Source organism: Streptomyces sp. BK022 (assembly GCF_004217355.1).
In the GTDB taxonomy this organism is placed as follows: Bacteria; Actinomycetota; Actinomycetes; order Streptomycetales; family Streptomycetaceae; genus Streptomyces; species Streptomyces griseoluteus.
In genome coordinates, this window is sequence record NZ_SHKU01000003.1 from 442,429 (window position 1) to 464,186 (window position 21,758).

General features: G+C 73.7%; 19 protein-coding genes. 16 read left to right on the plus strand and 3 right to left on the minus strand.

Annotated features, from left to right (window positions below):
- Nucleotides 1-2 precede the first annotated feature (2 nt).
- Both EV284_RS13510 and EV284_RS13515 read right to left on the minus strand, forming a co-directional pair.
- On the minus strand, nt 3-806 hold the full coding sequence (locus EV284_RS13510; protein WP_130333662.1) for a DUF3097 domain-containing protein: 804 nt from the start codon (nt 804-806) through the stop codon (nt 3-5).
- A gap of 34 nt (nt 807-840) precedes the next feature.
- A complete protein-coding gene (locus EV284_RS13515; protein ID WP_130333664.1) occupies nt 841-1,563 on the minus strand; it encodes an MBL fold metallo-hydrolase in 723 nt (240 codons plus the stop codon).
- Between the two features lie 158 nt (nt 1,564-1,721).
- On the opposite strand from EV284_RS13515, the gene hrcA reads away from it, so the two are divergent.
- The 9 genes from hrcA to EV284_RS13560 all read left to right on the plus strand — a co-directional run bounded on the left by hrcA (nt 1,722) and on the right by EV284_RS13560 (nt 12,089).
- On the plus strand, nt 1,722-2,738 hold the full coding sequence (gene hrcA, locus EV284_RS13520) for a heat-inducible transcriptional repressor HrcA (RefSeq protein WP_086695084.1): 1,017 nt from the start codon (nt 1,722-1,724) through the stop codon (nt 2,736-2,738).
- The gene (gene dnaJ, locus EV284_RS13525; RefSeq protein ID WP_031179596.1) at nt 2,739-3,878 is read left to right on the plus strand and encodes a molecular chaperone DnaJ; all 1,140 of its coding nucleotides are present in this window, start codon (nt 2,739-2,741) and stop codon (nt 3,876-3,878) included.
- Between the two features lie 76 nt (nt 3,879-3,954).
- Nucleotides 3,955-5,055, plus strand: a complete 1,101-nt coding sequence (locus tag EV284_RS13530; protein WP_130333666.1) for a nitronate monooxygenase — start codon at nt 3,955-3,957, stop codon at nt 5,053-5,055.
- Nucleotides 5,052-5,798 (plus strand): 16S rRNA (uracil(1498)-N(3))-methyltransferase, encoded by a 747-nt coding sequence (locus EV284_RS13535; RefSeq protein WP_130333668.1) that lies wholly within the window; start codon nt 5,052-5,054, stop codon nt 5,796-5,798. Before EV284_RS13530 ends, EV284_RS13535 begins: the two co-directional genes overlap by 4 nt.
- 78 nt (nt 5,799-5,876) lie before the next feature.
- Nucleotides 5,877-6,404: a hypothetical protein gene (locus tag EV284_RS13540; protein WP_130333670.1), complete on the plus strand. Its 528-nt coding sequence runs from the start codon at nt 5,877-5,879 to the stop codon at nt 6,402-6,404.
- 50 nt (nt 6,405-6,454) lie between these two features.
- A complete protein-coding gene (locus EV284_RS13545; protein ID WP_130333672.1) occupies nt 6,455-9,667 on the plus strand; it encodes a S41 family peptidase in 3,213 nt (1,070 codons plus the stop codon).
- Between the two features lie 123 nt (nt 9,668-9,790).
- Complete coding sequence (locus tag EV284_RS13550; RefSeq protein ID WP_130334702.1) at nt 9,791-10,144, plus strand: histidine triad nucleotide-binding protein; 354 nt, start codon at nt 9,791-9,793, stop codon at nt 10,142-10,144.
- A 5-nt stretch (nt 10,145-10,149) separates the two neighbouring features.
- Nucleotides 10,150-11,055, plus strand: coding sequence for a ribonuclease Z (locus EV284_RS13555; RefSeq protein ID WP_130333674.1), 906 nt, complete (start codon nt 10,150-10,152; stop codon nt 11,053-11,055).
- 29 nt (nt 11,056-11,084) lie between these two features.
- Nucleotides 11,085-12,089, plus strand: coding sequence for an adenosine deaminase (locus EV284_RS13560; protein WP_130333676.1), 1,005 nt, complete (start codon nt 11,085-11,087; stop codon nt 12,087-12,089).
- On the opposite strand, the gene EV284_RS13565 is transcribed toward EV284_RS13560, so the two are convergent.
- Nucleotides 12,090-13,481 carry an MFS transporter gene (locus EV284_RS13565; protein ID WP_242625666.1) on the minus strand — a complete coding sequence of 464 codons (1,392 nt, stop codon included), beginning with the start codon at nt 13,479-13,481 and terminating at the stop codon, nt 12,090-12,092.
- Nucleotides 13,482-14,037: 556 nt separating this feature from the next.
- On the opposite strand from EV284_RS13565, the gene EV284_RS13570 reads away from it, so the two are divergent.
- From EV284_RS13570 to EV284_RS13600, 7 genes are all read left to right on the plus strand, one after another.
- Nucleotides 14,038-14,988, plus strand: coding sequence for a 5-dehydro-4-deoxyglucarate dehydratase (locus EV284_RS13570; RefSeq protein ID WP_130333678.1), 951 nt, complete (start codon nt 14,038-14,040; stop codon nt 14,986-14,988).
- On the plus strand, nt 14,985-16,265 hold the full coding sequence (locus EV284_RS13575) for a glucarate dehydratase family protein (RefSeq protein ID WP_130333680.1): 1,281 nt from the start codon (nt 14,985-14,987) through the stop codon (nt 16,263-16,265). The genes EV284_RS13570 and EV284_RS13575 overlap by 4 nt, the downstream gene beginning before the upstream one ends.
- Before the next feature lie 109 nt (nt 16,266-16,374).
- The gene (locus EV284_RS13580; RefSeq protein WP_130333682.1) at nt 16,375-17,526 is read left to right on the plus strand and encodes a PfkB family carbohydrate kinase; all 1,152 of its coding nucleotides are present in this window, start codon (nt 16,375-16,377) and stop codon (nt 17,524-17,526) included.
- Between the two features lie 956 nt (nt 17,527-18,482).
- Nucleotides 18,483-19,535 carry a PhoH family protein gene (locus EV284_RS13585; protein WP_130333684.1) on the plus strand — a complete coding sequence of 351 codons (1,053 nt, stop codon included), beginning with the start codon at nt 18,483-18,485 and terminating at the stop codon, nt 19,533-19,535.
- 12 nt (nt 19,536-19,547) lie between these two features.
- On the plus strand, nt 19,548-20,045 hold the full coding sequence (gene ybeY, locus EV284_RS13590) for an rRNA maturation RNase YbeY (protein WP_030814839.1): 498 nt from the start codon (nt 19,548-19,550) through the stop codon (nt 20,043-20,045).
- Nucleotides 20,046-20,061: 16 nt separating this feature from the next.
- A complete protein-coding gene (locus EV284_RS13595; protein WP_130333686.1) occupies nt 20,062-21,360 on the plus strand; it encodes a hemolysin family protein in 1,299 nt (432 codons plus the stop codon).
- A complete protein-coding gene (locus tag EV284_RS13600; protein ID WP_130333688.1) occupies nt 21,357-21,716 on the plus strand; it encodes an MmcQ/YjbR family DNA-binding protein in 360 nt (119 codons plus the stop codon). Before EV284_RS13595 ends, EV284_RS13600 begins: the two co-directional genes overlap by 4 nt.
- Nucleotides 21,717-21,758 lie beyond the last annotated feature (42 nt).

Here is a 21,758-nt window from a genome sequence, read left to right on the forward strand (position 1 = left end):
GGTTACGCCTCGGCGGTGACGAAGTCGATCAACTCCTCGACCCGGCCGAGGAGTTCCGGCTCCAGGTCGCGGTAGGACGTCACCTTCGCCAGGATCGCCTGCCACACCGCACCGGTGTTTTCCGGCCACCCCAGGGCCTTGCACACGCCCGTCTTCCAGTCCTGGCCGCGGGGGACGCGGGGCCACGCGGGGATGCCGACGGCCGACGGCTTCACGGCCTCCCAGATGTCGATGTACGGGTGGCCGACCACCAGGGCGTGCTCGCTGGTCACCGACCGGGCGATGCGCCACTCCTTGGTGCCGGGCAGCAGGTGGTCCACCAGGACGCCGAGGCGGGCGTCGGAGCCGGGTGCGAATTCGGCCACGATGGCGGGCAGGTCGTCCACGCCCTCCAGGTACTCCACGACGACGCCCTCGATGCGCAGGTCGTCGCCCCAGACCTTCTCCACCAGCTCGGCGTCGTGCCTGCCCTCGACGTAGATCCGCCCCGCGCGGGCCACGCGGGCGCGGGCGCCGGGGACGGCGACCGAGCCGGAGGCGGTGCGGGCGGGCTTCACCGGGGCGGCGGCCGGGCGGACCAGGGTGACCGGGCGGCCCTCCAGCAGGAAGCCGCGCGGCTCCAGCGGGAACACCCGGTGCTTGCCGAAGCGGTCCTCCAGCGTCACCGTCCCCGCCTCGCAGCGGATCACCGCCCCGCAGAACCCGGTACCGGGCTCCTCCACCACCAGTCCCGCCTCGGCCGCCACCTCGGGCACCGGCTGCGGTTTCTTCCAGGGGGCGGTCAGGTCGGGGGAATAGTCGCGCATTCCGATGACCATAGGAGAAGCGGCCGCCCGGTACTCAGGACACGCCGAAACGTGCTGCCAGGGCGTCGCGTTGGCGTCGTACGAAGGCCGCGTCAACCACCGCTCCGTGACCGGGTACGTACAGTGCGTCCTCGCCGCCGAGGTTCAGCAGCCGGTCCAGCGCGTCCGGCCAGCGGGACGGCACCGCGTCCGGCCCGGCCTGCGGTTCGCCGGACTCCTCCACCAGATCCCCGCAGAAGACGACCTCCGGGGAGCCGGGCACCAGCACCGCGAGGTCGTGCGCGGTGTGCCCCGGCCCGACGTTGGCCAGCAGCACCCGGGAGCCGCCGCCGAGGTCGAGCGTCCACTCGCCGGACACGGCGTGCGCGGGCGGCACCAGGGCGCGTACGGCGGCCTCGGCCTCCCCGGCCGGGACGCCGTGCCCGACCGCGTCCCGCCGCAGTGCCTCGCGCTCGTGGCGGAACACCACGTCGAGGCCGACCGCGCCGTAGACCTCCGCCCCGGCGAAGGCGGGGGCGCCCAGGACGTGATCGAAGTGGGGGTGGGTCAGCGCGAGATGGGTCACATCCCGCCCGGCCAGCCGCCGTACCGCCGCCCGCAGCGCGGCCCCCTCCGCGAGACCCGACCCCGCGTCCACCACCAGGGCCGTGCCGGCGCCCACGACCAGCCCCACCGTGCAGTCCCAGCCCGGCAGCCGGCACCGGCCCACCCCTTCCGCCAAGTGCTCCCACCCGAGGTCTTCCCAAGTCACGGTCATACCTGGACGCTAGCCGGGGACAAGCCGGGCGGACGGCACCGACCTTGCCCGGTGACCACCCCGCGGCCGTACACTGGCCGGGGATGTCTGGCACTCGCACACGCAGAGTGCCAGGCGGGACACCGTAAGGGCCGTGGGGCGACGTGACGGAGGTGCGCATGCTGAGCGAACGCAGGCTGCAGGTACTGCGCGCCATCGTGCAGGACTACGTCGGCACCGAGGAGCCCGTCGGCTCCAAGGCCCTCACCGAGCGCCACAGCCTCGGCGTCTCCCCGGCCACCGTGCGCAACGACATGGCCGCACTGGAGGAGGAGGGCTTCATCGCCCAGCCGCACACCAGCGCCGGGCGCATCCCCACCGACAAGGGCTACCGGCTCTTCGTCGACAAGCTCGCCGGTGTGAAGCCGATGACGGCGCCCGAGCGGCGCGCGATCCAGAACTTCCTGGAGGGCGCGGTCGACCTGGACGACGTGGTGGCCCGCACCGTCCGGCTGCTCGCGCAGCTCACCCGGCAGGTCGCCGTGGTGCAGTACCCCTCGCTGACCCGGTCCACCGTGCGGCATGTGGAACTGCTCTCACTCGCGCCCGCCCGCGTGATGCTGGTGCTGATCACCGACACCGGCCGGGTCGAGCAGCGGATGGTCGACTGCCCCGCCCCGTTCGGCGAGGGACCGCTCGCGGACCTGCGCGCGCGGCTCAACAGCAAGGTGGCCGGACGCCGGTTCAGCGACGTACCGCGACTAGTCGAGGACCTCCCCGATGCCTTCGAGGCGGAGGATCGCGGTACGGTCTCCACAGTGCTCTCCACTCTGCTGGAGACACTGGTCGAGGAGAACGAGGAACGGCTGATGATCGGCGGCACCGCCAATCTCACCCGTTTCGGACATGACTTCCCCCTGGTGATCCGGCCCGTGCTGGAGGCCCTGGAGGAGCAGGTCGTGCTCCTCAAACTCCTCGGCGAAGCCAAAGATCCGGGCGTGACCGTGCGTATCGGGCACGAGAACGCCCACGAGGGACTCAACTCCACGTCCGTCGTGTCGGTCGGCTACGGTTCGGGCGGCGAGGCGGTTGCCAAGCTCGGCGTGGTCGGACCGACCCGCATGGACTATCCGGGAACGATGGGAGCGGTACGCGCAGTGGCACGGTACGTCGGACAGATCCTGGCGGAGTCGTAAGTGGCCACGGATTACTACGCCGTTCTCGGCGTGCGCCGCGACGCGTCGCAGGATGAGATCAAGAAGGCGTTCCGCAGGCTCGCGCGCGAGCTGCATCCGGACGTCAACCCCGATCCGAAGACCCAGGAGCGGTTCAAGGAGATCAACGCCGCCTACGAGGTGCTGTCGGACCCGCAGAAGAAGCAGGTCTACGACCTCGGCGGCGACCCTCTCTCGCAGGCCGGCGGCGCCGGTGGCGCGGGCGGCTTCGGAGCCGGCGGCTTCGGCAACTTCTCCGACATCATGGACGCGTTCTTCGGCACGGCGTCGCAGCGCGGCCCGCGCTCGCGCACCCGGCGCGGCCAGGACGCGATGATCCGGATCGAGGTCGAGCTGGACGAGGCGGCCTTCGGCACGACCAAGGACATCCAGGTCGACACCGCGGTCGTCTGCAACACCTGCAGCGGCGAGGGCGCGGCCCCCGGCACCTCCGCGCAGACCTGTGACATGTGCCGCGGCCGCGGCGAGGTCTCCCAGGTCACCCGGTCCTTCCTGGGCCAGGTCATGACCTCCCGCCCCTGCCCGCAGTGCCAGGGCTTCGGCACCGTGGTCCCGACCCCGTGCCCCGAGTGCGCGGGCGACGGCCGGGTCCGCTCCCGGCGCACCCTGACCGTGAAGATCCCCGCCGGTGTCGACAACGGCACCCGCATCCAGCTCGCGGGCGAGGGCGAGGTCGGCCCCGGCGGCGGCCCCGCCGGCGACCTCTACGTCGAGATCCACGAGCTGCCGCACTCCACCTTCCAGCGGCGCGGCGACGACCTGCACTGCACGGTCACCATCCCCATGACCGCCGCGGCCCTCGGCACCAAGGTGCCGCTGGAGACGCTGGACGGCATGGAGGAGGTCGACATCCGGCCCGGCACCCAGTCCGGCCAGTCGATCCCGCTGCACACCCGGGGCGTCACGCATCTGCGCGGCGGCGGCCGGGGCGACCTGATCGTGCACGTCGAGGTCACCACCCCGACCAAGCTCGACGCCGAGCAGGAGCGGGTGCTGCGGGAGCTGTCCAAGCTGCGCGGCGAGGAGCGGCCCACGGGGCAGTTCCAGCCCGGCCAGCAGGGGCTGTTCTCCCGGCTGAAGGACGCCTTCAACGGACGCTGACGGCGGGGGGCGCCCAGCGCGCCCCCACGCCCGGGCCGGATTCGGACTTGTCAGGCGGACATGACACCATGCGGGCATGTCCTCCGCGCTGGCCGATCTCGTCGTGCATCCGATCGTGCAGGCCCCCATGGCGGGCGGTGTCGCCGTGCCGGAACTGGCCGCCGCCGTCTCCGAGGCCGGCGGGCTCGGCTTCCTCGCGGCCGGCTACAAGACCGCGGACGGCATGTACCGCGAGATCAAACGGCTGCGCGGGCTGACCAGCCGCCCCTTCGGCGTCAACCTCTTCCTGCCCCAGCCCGCCCAGGCCGAGCCCGGCGCCGTCGAGCTGTACGCCCAGCAACTGGCCGGTGAGGCCGCCTGGTACGAGACCGAGGCCGGCGACCCCGACGGCGGCCGCGACGACGGCTACGACGCCAAGCTCGCCGTCCTGCTGGACGACCCCGTCGCCGCCGTCTCCTTCCACTTCGGCGTGCCCGACCCGGAGGTGCTGGCCGCGCTGCGCCGGGCCGGGACCGTCACCCTGGTCACCGCCACCACCGTCGAGGAGGCCCGCGCGGTCGAGCGGGCCGGGGCGGACGCGGTGATCGCGCAGGGCATCGAGGCGGGCGGCCACCAGGGCACCCACCGCGACCTCGCCGAGAACGACGGCACCGGGCTCGGCCTGCTGTCCCTGGTCACCCAGGCCGCGCGGGCCGTGGAGATCCCGGTCGTGGCCGCCGGGGGCATCATGCGCGGTGCCCAGATCGCCGCCGCCCTCGCCGCCGGAGCCACCGCCGCCCAGCTCGGCACCGCCTTCCTCGCCACCCCGGAGTCCGGCGCCCCCGAGATCCACAAGCGGGCGCTGACCGACCCGGTGTTCCCGCGCACCGAGCTGACCCGCGCCTTCTCCGGGCGCCCGGCGCGCGCCCTGACCAACCGCTTCCTGCGCGAGCACGGGCCGTACGCGCCCGCCGCCTACCCCGACGTGCACCACCTGACCTCGCCGCTGCGCAAGGCCGCCACCGCCGCCGGGGACGCCCAGGGCATGTCGCTCTGGGCGGGCCAGGGCCACCGGCTGGCCCGGCCGCTGCCCGCGGCCGAACTCGTCCGCACCCTCGCCGCCGAACTCAACCTCGTACGGGGCGAGTCGGGGCGTCAGTACCGACCCGTCCGAGCCCAGGGAGGGGACGCGCGATGACCGCGCCCGTCTTCGTCGTCGACCACTTCCGCACGGACGGCACCCGGTACGTGCTCGACGGACCCGAGGGGCGGCACGCCGTCTCGGTGAAGCGGCTGGAGCCCGGCGAGGAGGTCGTCCTCACCGACGGCGCCGGACGTTACGCGGTCTGCCGGGTCACCGGCACCGAGGGCAAGGACCGGCTGGTCGTCGACCTCCCCGAGGTGCGCGAGGAGCCCGAGCCCCGGCCGCGCGTCACCGTCGTGCAGGCACTGCCCAAGGGCGACCGGGGCGAACTCGCCGTGGAGACCATGACCGAGACCGGGGTCGACCGCATCGTGCCCTGGCAGGCGTCGCGCTGCATCACCCAGTGGAAGGGCGAGCGCGGGCTGAAGGCGCTCGGCAAGTGGCGCTCCACCGCCCGCGAGGCCGGCAAGCAGTCGCGCCGGGTCCGCTTCCCCGAGGTCGCGGAGGCCGCCTCCACCAAGCAGGTCGCCGCGCTCCTCGCACAGGCCGACTTCGCCGCCGTGCTGCACTCCGACTTCGATCACGAGTCGGTCCCGCTGGCCACCGCCGAACTCCCGGCCGAGGGCGAGATCGTGCTCGTCGTCGGTCCCGAAGGGGGCGTCTCACGCGACGAGTTGGCGCTCTTCGAGGAGGCCGGCGCCCGCGCCTGCGTCCTCGGCCCCTCCGTTCTGCGCACCTCCACCGCGGGCACCGCGGCGACCGCTCTCCTGCTGGGCCGCACCGGCCGCTGGTCCTGAAGGCCCCGCGCCGCACGTTCGGGTGACTGGCCGTATGCGGCCTTCCGCCGTGGGGGTGTCGGTGGGACGCTGGGGTGTATGGGGGCTTCGAGTGGGATTCGGGTGCTGGCCGCCGGTGGGCTCGTGGCGCTCGTCGTCGGTACGGTGACGGCGTGCCAGCCGGGAGAACTGGGGGCTGCCTCGGTCGCGTACACCACCGACTCGACCGCGACCGACGCGCTGAAGAAGCGTGATGTGGACGTGAGTTGGCTGACCTGCACCGGGCGGCAGGACGGCGGTTCGCCGGCCGGCGGGTCGCCGAGCGAATCCACCGTCGTCACCGTCGACTGCCAGGGCAAGACCAAGGACGGGCGGGACATCACCGTCACCGGCAAGGTGACCCGCGCGGTGAGCGGGGCCTGTGTGCGCGGCAATCTCGTCGCCGAGGTCGGCGGCCGCCAGGTCTTCCGGGTGAGCGGGCTCGGCAACTGCGACGCCGCCCCGGCCTACACCCCGCCCGCCACCTACCGGCCGCCCGGCCAGCCCCGGCCCACGGTGACCGTCACCGTCACCCGCACCCTGTGGTGCGAGAACGACCCCGCGTGCCGACCGGTCCAGGGCAAATAGACGGATCAATTCCGGGTCCGGGTGCGGGCGTTCGCGCGTAGGGTGATCGCGTGACTCACGGTGCTGCCACGGAAAACGCCGCCTCGTACCTCCGATTCCCCCATGTGCGGGGCGACTTGGTCACCTTCACCGCCGAGGACGACGTCTGGGTCGCCCCGCTGGACGGAGGCCGGGCCTGGCGGGTCAGCGCCGACGGCGTACCCGTGAACCACCCCCGTATCTCGCCCGACGGCACCACCCTCGCCTGGACCTCCCGCCGCGACGGCGCCCCCGAGGTGCACACCGCCCCCGTGGACGGCGGACCCTCCCGGCGCCTGACCCACTGGGGCAACGCCCGCACCCAGGTCCGCGACTGGACCCCGGACGGCGAGGTGCTGGCGGTCAGCGCCGCCGGACGGCACAGCACCCGCCACAGCTGGGCCCGTACCGTCCCGCTCGACGGCGGACCGGCCGCCACCCTCCCGTACGGCCCCGTCGGCGCCGTCGCCCACGGCCCCCACACCGTGCTGCTGTCCGCCACGATGAACCGGGACGCCTCCGCGTGGAAGCGCTACCGGGGCGGCACCGCGGGCAAGCTGTGGATCGACCGGGACGGCGACGGCCGGTTCGTCCGGCTGCACGAGGAGCTGGACGGCAACCTCGAGTACCCCTCCTGGGTCGGCGACCGCCTCGCCTTCCTCTCCGACCACGAGGGCACCGGCGCCCTGTACTCCTCCCTCGCCGACGGCTCCGACCTGCGCCGCCACACCCCGCTCGGCGGCTTCTACGCCCGGCACGCCGCGAGCGACGGCACCCGTGTCGTCTACGTCAGCGCCGGGCGGCTCTGGGTGCTGGACGACCTCGACGGCGCCGAACCCCGCCGTCCCGGGATCCGGCTCGGCGGCTCCCGTACCGATCTCCAGCCCTTCGTCCTGGACGCCGCCCGCTGGCTGGACTCCGCCACCCCCGACCACACCGGGCGGGGCAGCGCGGTCGCCGTGCGCGGCACCGTCCACTGGGTCACCCACCGCGACGGGCCGGCCCGCGCCCTCGCGGCGGAACCCGGTGTACGGGCCCGGCTGCCGCGCGCCTTCCGCGCGGGCGGCGAGGAGTGGGTGGTGTGGGTGACCGACGCCGAGGGCGACGACGCGCTGGAGTTCGCCCCCGCCACCGGCCTGGCCCCCGGCTCCGCCCCGCGCCGCCTGGGGGCCGGACAGCTCGGCCGCGTCCTCGAACTGGCCATGTCCCCGGACGGCACCCGCGCCGCCGTCGCCTCCCACGACGGCAGGCTGCTGCTGGTCGAGCGCGAGACCGGTGAGATCCGCGAGGTCGACCGCAGCGAGCACGGCGACCCGCACGGCCTGGCCTTCTCGCCCGACTCGGGCTGGCTCGCCTGGGCCCACCCCGGCCCGCGCCCGCTCTCCCAGATCCGGCTCGCCGCCACCACCGACCTCACCGTCACCGAGGCCACCCCGCTGCGCTTCGCCGACTACGAGCCGGTCTTCACCCTCGACGGCCGCCACCTCGCCTTCCTCTCCAACCGCGCCTTCGACCCCGTCTTCGACACCCATGTCTTCGACCTGGCCTTCGTGGAGGGCGCCCGCCCGCACCTCATCACCCTCGCGGCCACGACACCGTCCCCCTTCGGCCCGCAGCGCCACGGCCGCCCCTCCGGCACCCCCGACCGGGACGAGACCCCCGGTGCGGAGGGCACCCCCACGACCCGCGTCGACCTGGACGGGCTCGCCGACCGCATCGTGCCCTTCCCCGTCGAGGCCGCCCGGTACGGCAACCTGCGCGCCGCGAAGGACGGCGTGCTCTGGCTGCGCCACCCGGTGCGCGGTGTCCTCGGCGCCTCCCGCGCCACCCCCGACGCCCCCGACCCCAAGACCGGGCTGGAGCGCTACGACCTCGCCCAGCACCGGCTGGAGCACCTGGCCGCCGACGCCGACGAGTTCGAGGTCAGCGGCGACGGCCGCCGCGTCCTGCTGTGGAGCGACGGCGGGCTCCTCGTCGTCCCCGCCGACCGCCGCGCCCCCGACGACGAGGACGGCGACGCCCGCGTCACCGTCGACCTCGGCCGCGTCCGGCACACCGTCGATCCGGTCGCCGAACGGCGGCAGATGTACGAGGAGACGGGCCGGCTCATGCGGGACAACTTCTGGCGTCCCGACATGGGAGGCGTCGACTGGGACGGCGTCCTGGACCGCTACCGTCCCGTCCTCGAACGGGTCGCCACCCACGACGACCTCGTGGACCTCCTCTGGGAGGTGCACGGCGAACTCGGCGCCTCCCACGCCTACGTCATACCGCAGGGCGGCTGGGACGACGGCATCCGCCAAGGGCTGCTCGGCGCCGACATCTCCCGCCACGAGGACGGCAGTTGGCGGGTCGACCGGGTCCTGCCCTCGGAGACCTCCGACCCCGAGGCCCGCTCCCCGCTCGCCGCGCCCGGTGTCGCCGTGCGCCCCGGCGACACCCTCCTCGCCGTCGGCGGCCGCCCGGTCGACCCGGTCACCGGGCCCGGTCCGCTGCTGCTCGGCACGGCCCGGAAGCCCGTGGAGCTGACCATCGCCCCGGCGGGCGGCGGCGAGCCCCGGCACGCCGTGGTCGTCCCGCTCGCCGACGAGGAGCCGCTGCGCTACCACGACTGGGTCGCCGGCCGCCGCGCCCACGTCCACGAACGCTCCGGCGGCCGCCTCGGCTACCTCCACGTCCCCGACATGCAGGCACCCGGCTGGGCCCAGATCCACCGCGACCTGCGCGTCGAGGTCACCCGCGAGGGCCTGGTGGTCGACGTCCGCGAGAACCGCGGCGGCAACACCTCCCAGCTCATCGTCGAAAAGCTCGCCCGCCGCGTCGTCGGCTGGGACCTCCCCCGGGGCATGCGCCCCGAAAGCTACCCCCAGGACGCCCCCCGGGGCCCCGTGGTGGCCGTGGCCGACGAGTTCTCCGGCTCCGACGGCGACATCGTCAACGCCGCGATCCGGGCCCTCGGCATCGGCCCGGTCGTCGGCACCCGCACCTGGGGCGGAGTGATCGGCATCGACAGCCGCTACACCCTGGTGGACGGCACGATCGTCACCCAGCCCAAGTACGCCTTCTGGCTTCAGGGCGCGGGCTGGGACGTGGAGAACCACGGCGTGGACCCGGACGTGGAGATCCCGATGCGCCCCCAGGACTGGGCAGCGGACGAGGACCCCCAGCTGGACGAAGCGATAAGGCTGGCCCTGGAGGCACTGGAGAGGCAGCCGGCGAGAACGCCTCCGGGTCTGCCCACCTGAGGGGCGCGGGGCCGTGTCGACGTGCGGCTCCGCGCCCGTGGGCGCGACCAGCCCCCACGCACCCGCACCCGAACGACTAGGATGCCGAAGGCAAAGATCATCGGCGAAAGCGAGGGCAGCCGAATGGCCGGCGAACCCCAAGAGGACTGCCTCTTCTGCAACATCGTCGCGGGCAAGATCCCCGCCGACGTGGTCCGGGAAACAGACACCACCCTCGCCTTCCGGGACATCAACCCCCAGGCCCCCACCCACATCCTGGTGATCCCCAAGGCCCACTACAAGAACGCCGCGGAACTCGCCGCGGAGGCCCCGCAGCTCGCCGCCGACGTCCTCGCGGAGACCCGCGGAGTCGCCGAAGGCGAGTCGCTGGAGAGCTACCGCACGGTCTTCAACACGGGCAGCGGCGCCGGCCAGACCGTCTGGCACGCCCACGCCCATGTCCTCGGGGGCCGCGGCCTGAACTGGCCCCCCGGATAACCCGCGTGTCCGTACGCGAGTTGGTCGTCCTCGGCACCGCCAGCCAGGTCCCGACCCGGCACCGCAACCACAACGGCTACCTGCTGCGCTGGGACGGCGAGGGCATCCTCTTCGACCCCGGCGAGGGCACCCAGCGGCAGATGCTGCGCGCCGGGGTCGCCGCGCACGACCTGAACCGGATCTGCGTCACGCATTTCCACGGCGACCACAGCCTGGGCCTGGCCGGGGTGATCCAGCGGATCAACCTGGACCGGGTGCCGCACCCGGTCACCGCGCACTACCCGCGCTCCGGTCAGCGCTTCTTCGACCGCCTCCGGTACGCCACCGCCTACCGGGAGACGGTCGACCTCACCGAGGCACCCGTCGACACCGACGGCCCCCTCGCCACCACCCCCTCCTACACGCTGGAGGCGTACGGCCTCTCCCACCCGGTGGAGTCCTACGGCTACCGGCTGACCGAGCCCGACCGGCTCCGCATGCTGCCCGACCGCCTCGCCGCGCACGGCATCTCCGGCCCCGACGTCGGCCGTATCCAGCGGGAGGGCTCGCTCGGCGGGGTCGCGCTGGAGGAGGTCAGCGAGACCCGGCGCGGGCAGCGGTTCGCGTTCGTCATGGACACCCGGCTCTGCCCCGGCGTGCTCGCCCTCGCCGACGGCTGCGACCTCCTCGTCATCGAGTCCACCTTCCTGGACGAGGACGTGCGGCTCGCCGAGGAGCACGGTCACCTGACGGCCGGCCAGGCGGCGGCCGTGGCGCGGGACGCCGGGGTGCGGCACCTCGTCCTCACCCACTTCAGCCAGCGCTACTCCGACCCCGCCGAGTTCGAGCGGCAGGCCCGCGCGGCAGGGTTCACCGGCGAGCTGACCGTGGCCCGCGACCTGGACCGCGTGCCGCTCCCCAAGCGCGGCTGAGCGTCCGGACGCGGGCGTACGATACTTCGATGCCCCTCCCCAAAGCTGAACTGCACCTGCACATCGAAGGCACCTTGGAGCCGGAGCTTGCGTTCCGTCTGGCAGAGCGCAACGGTGTCGAGCTTCCCTACGCCGACACCGAGGCCCTCCGCCACGCCTACCGGTTCGAGGACCTCCAGTCCTTCCTGAACCTGTACTACGAGCTGATGGCCGTCCTGCGCACCGAGCGGGACTTCGAGGAGCTGGCCGACGCCTATCTCGCCCGCGCCGCCGCGCAGGGTGTGCGGCACGCGGAGATCTTCTTCGACCCGCAGGCCCACCTCGCGCGCGGGGTGCAGATGGGGACCGTGGTCGAGGGGCTGTGGCGGGCGCTGGGCCGCAGCGAGGAGACCCATGGCGTCTCGACCAAGCTGATCATGTGCTTCCTGCGGGACGAGTCCGCCGAGTCGGCGCTCGCCACGCTGGACGCGGCGGGGCCGTACCTGGACCGGATCACCGGCGTCGGCCTGGACTCCGCCGAGGTGGGCAACCCGCCGGAGAAGTTCCGCGAGGTCTACGCCGCCGCCGCCGCGCTCGGCCTGCGGCGCGTGGCGCACGCCGGTGAGGAGGGTCCGCCGGAGTACGTCGTCCAGGCCCTCGACCTGCTCGGGGTGGAGCGGATCGACCACGGGCTGCGCTCGGTGGAGGACCCGGCGCTGGTCGAGCGGCTGGTCCGGGACCGCGTCCCGCTGACCCTGTGCCCGCTGTCCAACGTCCGCCTGCGCACCGTCGACACGCTGGCCGACCACCCGCTCCCGGCGATGCTGGAGGCGGGGCTGATGTGCACGGTGAACTCCGACGACCCCGCCTACTTCGGCGGCTACGCGGGCGACAACTTCACCGCCGTCCAGCAGACCCTCGGCCTGACCGAGGACCGGCTGCGCGAGCTGGCCCGCAACTCCTTCCTCGCCTCCTTCCTGGAGGACGACGAACCCCGCCGGGCGCGGTACCTGGCGGAGGTCGAGGCGTACGCGTTCGCGCACGAGCGGGCGTAGTCAGGCGGGGACGGTCGCGCCGGAGGCGTCGGTGAAGGGGATCCGCACGACCGGGATGCCCTTGGCGGACAGGTCCCGGACGGTGGCTCCGCCGACCAGGATCTCCCCGCCGGGGACGTCCTTGCCGGCCGCGTCCGGGACAGGGGTCTCCCGCAGGGAGATCTCCACGACGGGGAGGTCCTGGAAGGGGACCGGGGCGATCTCGCCGACGGGGACCAACTCGGTGCGAGGGGCGGCCGCGATCGGGATCCGCACCACCCGCAGGCGGCGGGGCGCCGTCCGCAGGGCGACCGCGGTCATCGGGACGGCCGCCAGCAGCAGTACCGCCGCCAGGACCTCGCCCATCGCCGGGAAGCCCGCGCGAGCGGACAGCACGCTGCCGGTCAGCGGACCGGCCGCCGTGCCCAGCGACGCCGCGGAGCCGACCAGGACCGCCCAGCGGCCGCGGGCGTCCAGCGCTGCGGCCAGGCTGATCACGTAGGACAGCACCACCGGGTAGCAGAGGTTCCACGCGATCTCGCCCAGCGCGAAGGACGGCAGGTCGGTGGCCGAGGCGCTGAGCGCGATGCAGCCCGCGATCAGCGCCGTGCCGAGACCGATCGGCAGCGCGCGGCCCAGCCGGGGGCCCAGCGCGCCCGCGCCGACCACGCCCAGCAGACCGGCGCCGAGCGCTATGGCGAACACCGCGCCGACCGTGATCTCGGTGAGGTGCGCCTGCCCGAGGCCGATGCGCCCGCTGACGCCCCACAGCGCGTTCTGCGCCAGCGACCAGCACGGCATCGTCGCGGCCAGCAGCAGTCCGGCCCGGCGGTGGGGGAGCGGCCGGCGTACGCCGCCGGGGCCGGCCACCGGGGCGGTACGGGCGGGCAGGCGGCCGGTGAACGGCCACACGGTGAGCGCGGTGAGCGCGACCGCGCCGAGCGGCAGGCCGTGGCCCGGACCCAGGCGAGGGATCGTCAGATACAGCGCGCCCGCCAGGGCGGAGACCACGAGCAGCCCGGACGTGGTGGCCCGGTGCGGGTCGCGTCCGGCGGCGATGCCGCTCGCGGCGACCGCCGTCATCGTGCCGGACCCGAACCCGCCGACGACCGCGCCCAGCACCACGGCGGGCACGGAGTCGGTGAGGGCGGCCGAGCCGTAGCCGAGGACGGCCAGGACGATCCCCAGCCGGGCGAGCGCACGGGCCCCGAACCGGTCCACGCGGGCGGCCAGAGCGAACCCGGCCGAGGCCGAACTCAGCAGCAGGGCACTGCCGATGGCGCCGGCCTGGGTGGCGGACAGCGGCAGCGCGCTGTCGAGACGGCCGACCGTGGTCGGCAGCAGATACGAGGCGAGGTACCCGGCCGTGAAAAGGGCGACGAGGGGCCAGGGCATGGAGCGGGGGGCGAACACGGGCGTTCCCAGGGCAGGCGTGAGCGACAGCTCGACGAGGAGTGAAAGAGGGGGGAGGGGCGACGGCCGTCTGTTCGACGGGAGCGCGCGAGCAAGTTGTATCAAGCACGCGGTTTCGAGAAGAAGCCGGGACTGTGTGATTCAGATCACTATCACGTTTGCTCCGAGTCGCAGCGGGTAGGCACGATCGATTTCGGTCTCGAACGCTCGGCCGGTGATCGCACAGAACTCCGGGATGCGCTATGGTTGTTCACGTCGCGGTCGCCGGAACTCCCGGTGGCGGACAGTGCGTTGGTGGTCCAAGGAAAGACGCCCCGCTTCCTGCGGGGAAATGCAGGTGCAAGGCCTGCCCGGCGCTCCGAACAGAGCCCCATCCCGCTTCCGAGCGGGGTGGGGCTCTTTGCTGCGCGCCCCCGCTCCGCGCCCGCCTGCTTCCGCGCACTCCCCGGTGCTCCCTCCGTCCGTGCGCAACCCGCCCCGTATGCCACCCCATTGACGGCCTGGGTGGGTGTACCTAGCCTCTGTTCTCATACGTGGACGACATTCACAAGAGGAGATGGTGCGGGTGAGCGGCGCTCCGCAGGATGTGGCCCGGCGGCTGCGGGAGGGGATGGCGGCGGGCGTGCTCTCCTTCCCGCTCACCGCCTTCCACGAGGACGGCACCCTCGACCGCGAGGGCTGCCGCGCCCATGTGGCCGACCGCCTCGCCGCCGCCCCCGGCGCCCTCTTCCCCGCCTGCGGCACCGGGGAGTTCTTCTCCCTGGACGAGGACGAGTACCGCCAGGTCGTCACCGTCGCCGTCGAGGAGGCGGCCGGGCAGGTCCCCGTCGTCGCCGGCGCCGGCTACGGCTGGGCGCAGGCCGCGCGCTTCGCCCGGATCGCGGAGGAGGCCGGGGCGGACGCCCTGCTGGTGCTGCCGCACTATCTCGTCGCCGCCCCGCAGGAGGGGCTCGTCGCCCAGCTCGCCCACCTCGCCGCCCGCACCCGGCTCCCCCTCATCGCCTACCAGCGGGACCAAGTCGCCTACACGGTCGACTCGTTGCGAACCATCGCCGACCTTCCGAACGTCATCGGGCTCAAGGACGGGCACAGCGACCTCGACCGCCTCCAGCGGCTCACCCTGGCCGCGCCCGGGGACTTCCTGTTCTTCAACGGCGCCGCCACCGCCGAGGTCCAGGCCCGCGCCTACACCGCGGTCGGCGTGCCCGCCTACTCCTCTGCCGTGCACGCCTTCGCCCCCGAGATCGCCGGCGCCTTCCGCACCGCGCTGCGCGCCGGGGACGACGACACGGCCGACCGGCTGCTGCGCGGCTTCTACGTCCCCTTCGTCGAACTCCGCGACCGGGTACCCGGATACGCCGTCTCCCTGGTCAAGGCCGCGGCCCGGCTCAGGGGCGCCCGCGTGGGCCCCGTACGGGCACCCCTGATCGACCCCTCGCCCGCCGACCTCGCCGCGCTGAAGGACCTCCTCGCCGCCGGACTCGGCCTCGTGGGAGCCGCCCTGTGATCCCGGAGCTGACCGTCACCGAAGTGCGGCTGACCCCGGTCCTGGTGGCCGACCCGCCGCTGCTCAACACCCAGGGCGTGCACCAGCCGTACACCCCCCGGCTGATCGTGGAGGTGGTCACGGCGGGCGGGGCGACCGGGCTCGGGGAGACCTACGGCGACACCAGGTACCTGGAGCTGGCCCGCCCGCTGGCCGACAGGCTCGTCGGACGCCCGGTCACGGATGTGAACGCCCTGTTCTCGCTCGACCTCACGGTGCACGAGAGCCGGGTGCGGGACGCGGTCGACGCGGGCGGGCTGCGCGGGGTGCAGAGCGCCGGCAAGCTCCGGCTGTCCGTGCTGTCCGCCTTCGAGGTCGCCTGCCTGGACGCGCAGGGGCGGACGCTCGGGCTGCCCGTGCACGCGCTGCTGGGCGGGAAGCTGCGGGACTCCGTCGAGTACAGCGCCTACCTCTTCTACAAGTGGGCCGCGCACCCCGGGGCGGACGCGGACGAATGGGGTGCCGCGCTGGACCCCGACGGAGTGGTCGCGCAGGCCCGCGCGCTGTCCGGGCGGCACGGCTTCTCCTCCTTCAAGCTCAAGGGCGGGGTCTTCGCGCCCGAGGAGGAGGTCGCGGCGGTACGCGCCCTCGCCGAGGCGTTCCCCGGGCGGCCGCTGCGGCTCGACCCCAACGGGGCCTGGTCGGTGCCGACCGCGCTGAAGGTGGCGGACGAACTCGGGGGCCTGCTGGAGTATCTGGAGGACCCGGTGCTCGGCACCGACGCCATGGCCGAGGTGGCCGCGCGGACCGGCGTGCCGCTGGCCACCAACATGTGCGTGACCACCTTCGAGGAGATCAAGGAGGCGTTCGGCCGGGACGCCGTGCAGGTGGTGCTCTCCGACCACCACTACTGGGGCGGGCTGCGCAACACCGGGCACCTCGCGGCGATCTGCGCCGCCTTCGGGGTCGGGGTGTCCATGCACTCCAACACCCACCTCGGGATCAGCCTCGCCGCGATGACCCAGGTCGCCGCCACCGTCCCGAACCTGCACCACGCCTGCGACTCCCACTACCCGTGGCAGGCCGAGGACGTGCTCACCGAGCGCGTGCCGTTCACCGGCGGCCATGTCGCCGTCTCCGACCGCCCCGGCCTCGGCGTCGACCTCGACCGGGACGCCCTCGCCCGCCTGCACCACCGCTGGACGACGGCCGACGGCACCCTGCGCGACCGCGACGACAGCGCGGCGATGCGGGTCGCGGTCGCGGACTGGCGGACGCCGGTGATGCCCCGCTGGTGATTCCGCGAGCCCCCCTGTCCATCGGATCCCGACCCGCCGGGCCCTCGGTCACCGGCCGGTCGGTGGTGCACACTGGCCAGATCCGTACCACGTCAGGGAGCCCGCACTGATGCCGTCCCACGCGATCGCCGGAGAGGAAACCGGAGGCGACCCGGAGCACCTCACCCAGACAGCGCGCCACCAGGCCCAGGTCGACCCGCTGGCCGCGCTGCGCGCCCCCGGCGATCCACCCTGGGACGTCTACCTCACCGGCACCGTCTTCCTCGACATCGTCTTCACCGGCCTGGACACCGCCCCCGTGCGCGGTACCGAGTCCTGGGCGCGCGGGATGGGCTCCAGCCCCGGCGGGGTCGCCAACATGGCCGCCGCGCTGGCCCGCCTCGGCCTGCGGACCTCACTGGCGGCGGCCTTCGGGGACGACCACTACGGGGAGTACTGCTGGGACGCGCTCGCGCGGGGCGAGGGCATCGACCTCACCCCCTCGCGCACGGTGCCCGGCTGGCACTCGCCGGTGACCGTCTCCATGGCCTACGAGGGGGAGCGCACGATGATCTCCCACGGCCACGAGCCGCCCCCGGAGGAGCCCGCGCCCGACTGCCCGCCCCCCGCGCGGGCCGCCGTCGCCTCGCTCACACCGGGGCGCCGGGCGCCCTGGATCGCCCAGGCCGCCCGTGAGGGCACCCGGATCTTCGCCGACGTCGGCTGGGACGACACCGGTGCCTGGGACCTGTCCGGGCTCGCCGACCTGGAGCACTGCGAGGCGTTCCTGCCCAACGCGGAGGAGGCGATGCGGTACACCGGCTCCACCTGCCCCAAGGCGGCCGCGCACGCCCTCACCGAGCACGTACCGGTCGCGGTCGTCACCCTCGGCGCGGAGGGCGCGTACGCGGTGGACCGGCGCACCGGCGAGACCGCCGAGGTGCCCGCGATCGCGGTGGAGGCCCTCGACCCCACCGGCGCCGGGGACGTCTTCGTCGCAGGCTTCGTCACCGGCACCCTCGCCGGCTGGCCCCTCGCCGACCGCCTCGCCCTGGCCGGCCTCACCGCCGCCCTCTCCGTCCAGGAGTTCGGCGGCTCCCTCTCCGCCCCCGGCTGGTCCGAGATCGGCGCCTGGTGGCGCCGGGTCCAGTCCCTCGACACCCAGAACCCCGCGGCCCTGCGCCGCTACTCCTTCCTGGACCCCCTGATCCCCGCCCACCTCGACCGCCCCTGGCCACTGCGCCGAGCAGTCCCGACGATCGGTTTCGGCCGCACCACGTAACGCCTCCGGCGGCCTGGCCGAGGGACTCGCCACCGGAGCCGCCCTGCCGAGGAGGGAGCCGAACACCGGCCGCCCCGCGTCGCTCGCCACCCGACGAGTCCAGGCGCGGGCGGCCACCAGCGGTGACCGGTACGACCTTGCCCGGCCGCGTCGCGGCGCCGTGGGGACCGGCGCACCCCCCGGCCGTGCCGGCCCATGGAGGCGCAGGCCGACAGCGCCCGCTCCGCCGCAGGCCTCGGCACCGGCCGGAAGCCACCCGTGGCCCGCCCCGCTACCCGGCGAGGCGCCACCTCTCCCCGGGAGCCCCGCCGACGGACCGCCACCCTCGTCCCCGCCCGCCCGAGCCGCCCCCCCCGCCGCCCGGCGAGGCACCGCCCCTCCCGGGCGCCCCGCCGACGGACCGCCACCCTCGTGCCCGCCCCCGCCGCCCGGCGAGGCACCACCTCTCCCCGGGGGCCCCGCCGACGGACCGCCACCCTCGTGCCCGCCCCGCTACCCGGCGAGGCACCACCTCTCCCCGGGGGCCCCGCCGACGGACCGCCACCATCGTCCCCGCCCCCCGAGCCGGCCCCCCCGCCGCCCGGCGAGGCACCACCTCTCCCCGGGGGCCCCGCCGACGGACCGCCACCCTCGTGCCCGCCTCGCTACCCGGCGAGGCACCACCTCTCCCCGGGGGCCCCGCCGACGGCCGCCACCATCGTCCCCGCCCGCCCGCCCGCCCGAGCCGCCCCCCGCCGCCCGGCGAGGCACCGCAACTCCCCGGCCCCCGCCGACAGACCGGCGCCTTCTCCTCGGGCCCCGCCGGTCACCCTCCTAACCCGCCCAGGCGCCGCAGGCACCCTCGTGGGTGAAAACCGCTGCGGGGTTGACGGAGGGGCGGCGTAGGCTGGAGTGGCCGAGGCCGCCGTTGGGGGTGGCCGGGATGAGGAGGAATCGCAGGCCATCAGCGCCGGCCCATGACTCAGACACCGACAGCTCACACCTCCGCGCAGGACCAGGCGAGAGCACGGATCAGCGTTCCCGCACAGCACCCGATGGTGACCGTGCTGGGCTCCGGCGACTCCCTCCTGCGCGTGATCGAGAAGGCCTTCCCGGCGGCCGACATCCACGTCCGGGGCAACGAGATCAGCGCGGTCGGCGACCCGGCGGAAGTCGCCCTGATCCAGCGCGTGTTCGACGAGATGATGCTGGTGCTCCGCACCGGGCAGCCGATGACGGAGGACGCAGTGGAACGCTCGATCGCCATGCTCAAGGCGAGCGACAACGGGACGAGCGACGGCCCGGAGACCCCGGCCGAGGTGCTGACGCAGAACATCCTGTCCTCGCGCGGCCGCACGATCCGCCCCAAGACCCTGAACCAGAAGCGCTACGTCGACGCCATCGACAAGCACACCATCGTCTTCGGCATCGGCCCCGCCGGTACCGGCAAGACCTACCTCGCCATGGCGAAGGCCGTGCAGGCGCTCCAGTCCAAGCAGGTCAACCGCATCATCCTGACCCGCCCCGCGGTCGAGGCCGGCGAACGCCTCGGCTTCCTTCCCGGCACCCTGTACGAGAAGATCGACCCGTACCTGCGCCCGCTCTACGACGCGCTGCACGACATGCTCGACCCCGACTCGATCCCGCGCCTGATGGCGGCGGGCACGATTGAGGTCGCCCCGCTGGCGTACATGCGCGGCCGCACCCTGAACGACGCCTTCATCATCCTGGACGAGGCCCAGAACACCAGCCCCGAGCAGATGAAGATGTTCCTCACCCGCCTCGGCTTCGACTCGAAGATCGTCATCACCGGTGACGTCACCCAGGTCGACCTCCCCGGCGGCACCAAGAGCGGTCTGCGCCAGGTGCAGGACATCCTGGAGGGCGTGGAGGACGTCCACTTCTCCCGGCTCTCCTCCCAGGACGTCGTCCGGCACAAGCTGGTGGGCCGTATCGTCGACGCGTACGAGAAGTACGACAGCCACGAGGGCACGGGCAAGACCGGCGCCAAGGGCTCCAAGGGGAAGTAGACCAGCACGACCATGTCGATCGACGTCAACAACGAATCCGGCACCGAGGTGGACGAGCAGGCGGTGCTCGACATCGCCCGCTACGCGCTCGCCCGGATGCGCATCCACCCGCTCTCCGAACTGTCGGTGATCGTCGTGGACGCCGACGCCATGGAGCAGCTCCACATCCAGTGGATGGACCTGCCGGGACCGACGGATGTCATGTCGTTCCCGATGGACGAGCTGCGCCCGCCGGGCAAGGACGACGAGGAGCCCCCGCAGGGGCTCCTCGGCGACATCGTCCTGTGCCCGGAGGTCGCGGCCCAGCAGGGCAAGGACGCTCCCACCCAGCACTCCATGGACGAGGAGCTCCAGCTCCTCACCGTCCACGGCGTCCTGCACCTCCTCGGCTACGACCACGAGGAGCCGGACGAGAAGGCCGAGATGTTCGGCCTCCAGGCCGCCATCGTCGACGGCTGGCGGGCCGAGCGCGGCCTGACCGGGCCGTCCCCGGCGCCGACCGTCTCGTAGGGCGGCCGGTATCCCGATGAGTCCGCAGATCGTGATCGGCGCGGTCGCGCTGATCGTCGTGGCCTGGCTCGCCGCCTGCGCCGAGGCGGGCATCGCCCGCGTCTCCAGCTTCCGCGCCGAGGAGGCCGTCAAGTCCGGCCGCCGGGGCAGCGCCAAGCTGGCGCAGGTCGCCGCCGACCCCACCCGCTATCTCAACGTGGCGCTGCTGGTCCGCGTCGCCTGCGAGATGGCCGCCGCCGCCCTCGTCACCTACGCCTGCCTGCGCGCCTTCGACGCCACCTGGCAGGCCCTGCTGGTCGCCATCGCGGTGATGGTGCTGGTGTCGTACGTCGCCGTCGGCGTCTCGCCCCGCACCATCGGCCGCCAGCACCCTCTGAGTACCGCCACCGCGGCCGCCTACGTGCTGCTGCCGCTGGCCCGCGTGATGGGCCCCGTGCCCTCGCTGCTGATCCTCATCGGCAACGCCCTCACCCCCGGCAAGGGCTTCCGGCGCGGCCCCTTCGCCTCCGAGGCGGAGCTGCGCGCCATGGTCGACCTCGCCGAGCAGGAGTCGCTGATCGAGGACGAGGAGCGCCGCATGGTGCACTCCGTCTTCGAGCTGGGTGACACGCTGGTCCGCGAGGTGATGGTCCCGCGCACCGACCTGGTCGTCATCGAGCGGTACAAGACCATCCGGCAGGCCCTCACCCTCGCCCTGCGCTCCGGGTTCTCCCGCATCCCGGTCACCGGGGAGAGCGAGGACGACATCGTCGGCATCGTGTATCTGAAGGACCTGGTCCGCAAGACGCACATCAACCGCGACGCCGAGAACGACCTGGTCTCCACCGCGATGCGCCCCGCCGTCTTCGTCCCCGACACCAAGAACGCGGGCGACCTGCTGCGCGAGATGCAGAAGGAGCGCAACCACGTCGCCGTCGTCATCGACGAGTACGGCGGCACGGCCGGGATCGTCACCATCGAGGACATCCTGGAGGAGATCGTCGGCGAGATCACCGACGAGTACGACCGTGAACTCCCGCCCGTGGAGGAGCTCGGCGAGGGCCGCCACCGGGTCACCGCCCGCCTGGACATCACCGACCTCGGCGAGCTGTACGGGCTGGAGGAGTACGACGACGAGGACGTGGAAACCGTAGGCGGACTGCTCGCGAAGGCACTGGGCCGCGTGCCCATCGCCGGCGCGAGCGCCGAGGTCGAACTGCCCGACGAGCGACGGCTGAAGCTGACCGCCGAGGCCGCCGCCGGACGCCGGAACAAGATCGTGACGGTACTGGTCGAGCCCGCCGGGGTCCCGGCGCGGGAGGAGAGCACGGAATGACGCCCCAGGAGCTGCGCGCCCTCTGCCTGTCCTTCAACGCGGTGGAGGAGGAGTTCCCCTTCAACCCGGACACCTCGGTCTTCAAGGTGCTGGGCAAGATGTTCGCCCTGGCGGCACTGGACGCGCGGCCCCTGACGGTCAACCTCAAGTGCGACCCGGAGGACGCCCAGCGCCTCCGCGCCGACCACGAGGGCCTGATCGTGCCGGGCTACCACATGAACAAGCGGCACTGGAACACCGTCACGGTGGACGCCGGCCTGTCCGACGCCCTGGTCAAGGAACTGGTCGAGGACTCCTACGACCTCGTCGTGGCGGGCCTGCCCAGGGCCGAGCGGCTGAAGCTCGACCGCCCCTGAAAACCCCTACGGGCTCGCACTGACCCCGTGTCAGAATCCGCC

What these genes read in the sequence shown, in the direction of transcription:
- EV284_RS13510 (WP_130333662.1), bottom strand. Translation starts at nt 806, where the DNA reads ATGCGCGACTATTCCCCCGACCTGACCGCCCCCTGGAAGAAACCGCAG.
- EV284_RS13515 (WP_130333664.1), bottom strand. Translation starts at nt 1,563, where the DNA reads ATGACCGTGACTTGGGAAGACCTCGGGTGGGAGCACTTGGCGGAAGGG.
- hrcA (WP_086695084.1), top strand. Translation starts at nt 1,722, where the DNA reads ATGCTGAGCGAACGCAGGCTGCAGGTACTGCGCGCCATCGTGCAGGAC.
- EV284_RS13530 (WP_130333666.1), top strand. Translation starts at nt 3,955, where the DNA reads ATGTCCTCCGCGCTGGCCGATCTCGTCGTGCATCCGATCGTGCAGGCC.
- EV284_RS13535 (WP_130333668.1), top strand. Translation starts at nt 5,052, where the DNA reads ATGACCGCGCCCGTCTTCGTCGTCGACCACTTCCGCACGGACGGCACC.
- EV284_RS13540 (WP_130333670.1), top strand. Translation starts at nt 5,877, where the DNA reads ATGGGGGCTTCGAGTGGGATTCGGGTGCTGGCCGCCGGTGGGCTCGTG.
- EV284_RS13550 (WP_130334702.1), top strand. Translation starts at nt 9,791, where the DNA reads ATGGCCGGCGAACCCCAAGAGGACTGCCTCTTCTGCAACATCGTCGCG.
- EV284_RS13560 (WP_130333676.1), top strand. Translation starts at nt 11,085, where the DNA reads ATGCCCCTCCCCAAAGCTGAACTGCACCTGCACATCGAAGGCACCTTG.
- EV284_RS13570 (WP_130333678.1), top strand. Translation starts at nt 14,038, where the DNA reads ATGGTGCGGGTGAGCGGCGCTCCGCAGGATGTGGCCCGGCGGCTGCGG.
- EV284_RS13580 (WP_130333682.1), top strand. Translation starts at nt 16,375, where the DNA reads ATGCCGTCCCACGCGATCGCCGGAGAGGAAACCGGAGGCGACCCGGAG.
- EV284_RS13585 (WP_130333684.1), top strand. Translation starts at nt 18,483, where the DNA reads ATGACTCAGACACCGACAGCTCACACCTCCGCGCAGGACCAGGCGAGA.
- ybeY (WP_030814839.1), top strand. Translation starts at nt 19,548, where the DNA reads ATGTCGATCGACGTCAACAACGAATCCGGCACCGAGGTGGACGAGCAG.
- EV284_RS13595 (WP_130333686.1), top strand. Translation starts at nt 20,062, where the DNA reads ATGAGTCCGCAGATCGTGATCGGCGCGGTCGCGCTGATCGTCGTGGCC.
- EV284_RS13600 (WP_130333688.1), top strand. Translation starts at nt 21,357, where the DNA reads ATGACGCCCCAGGAGCTGCGCGCCCTCTGCCTGTCCTTCAACGCGGTG.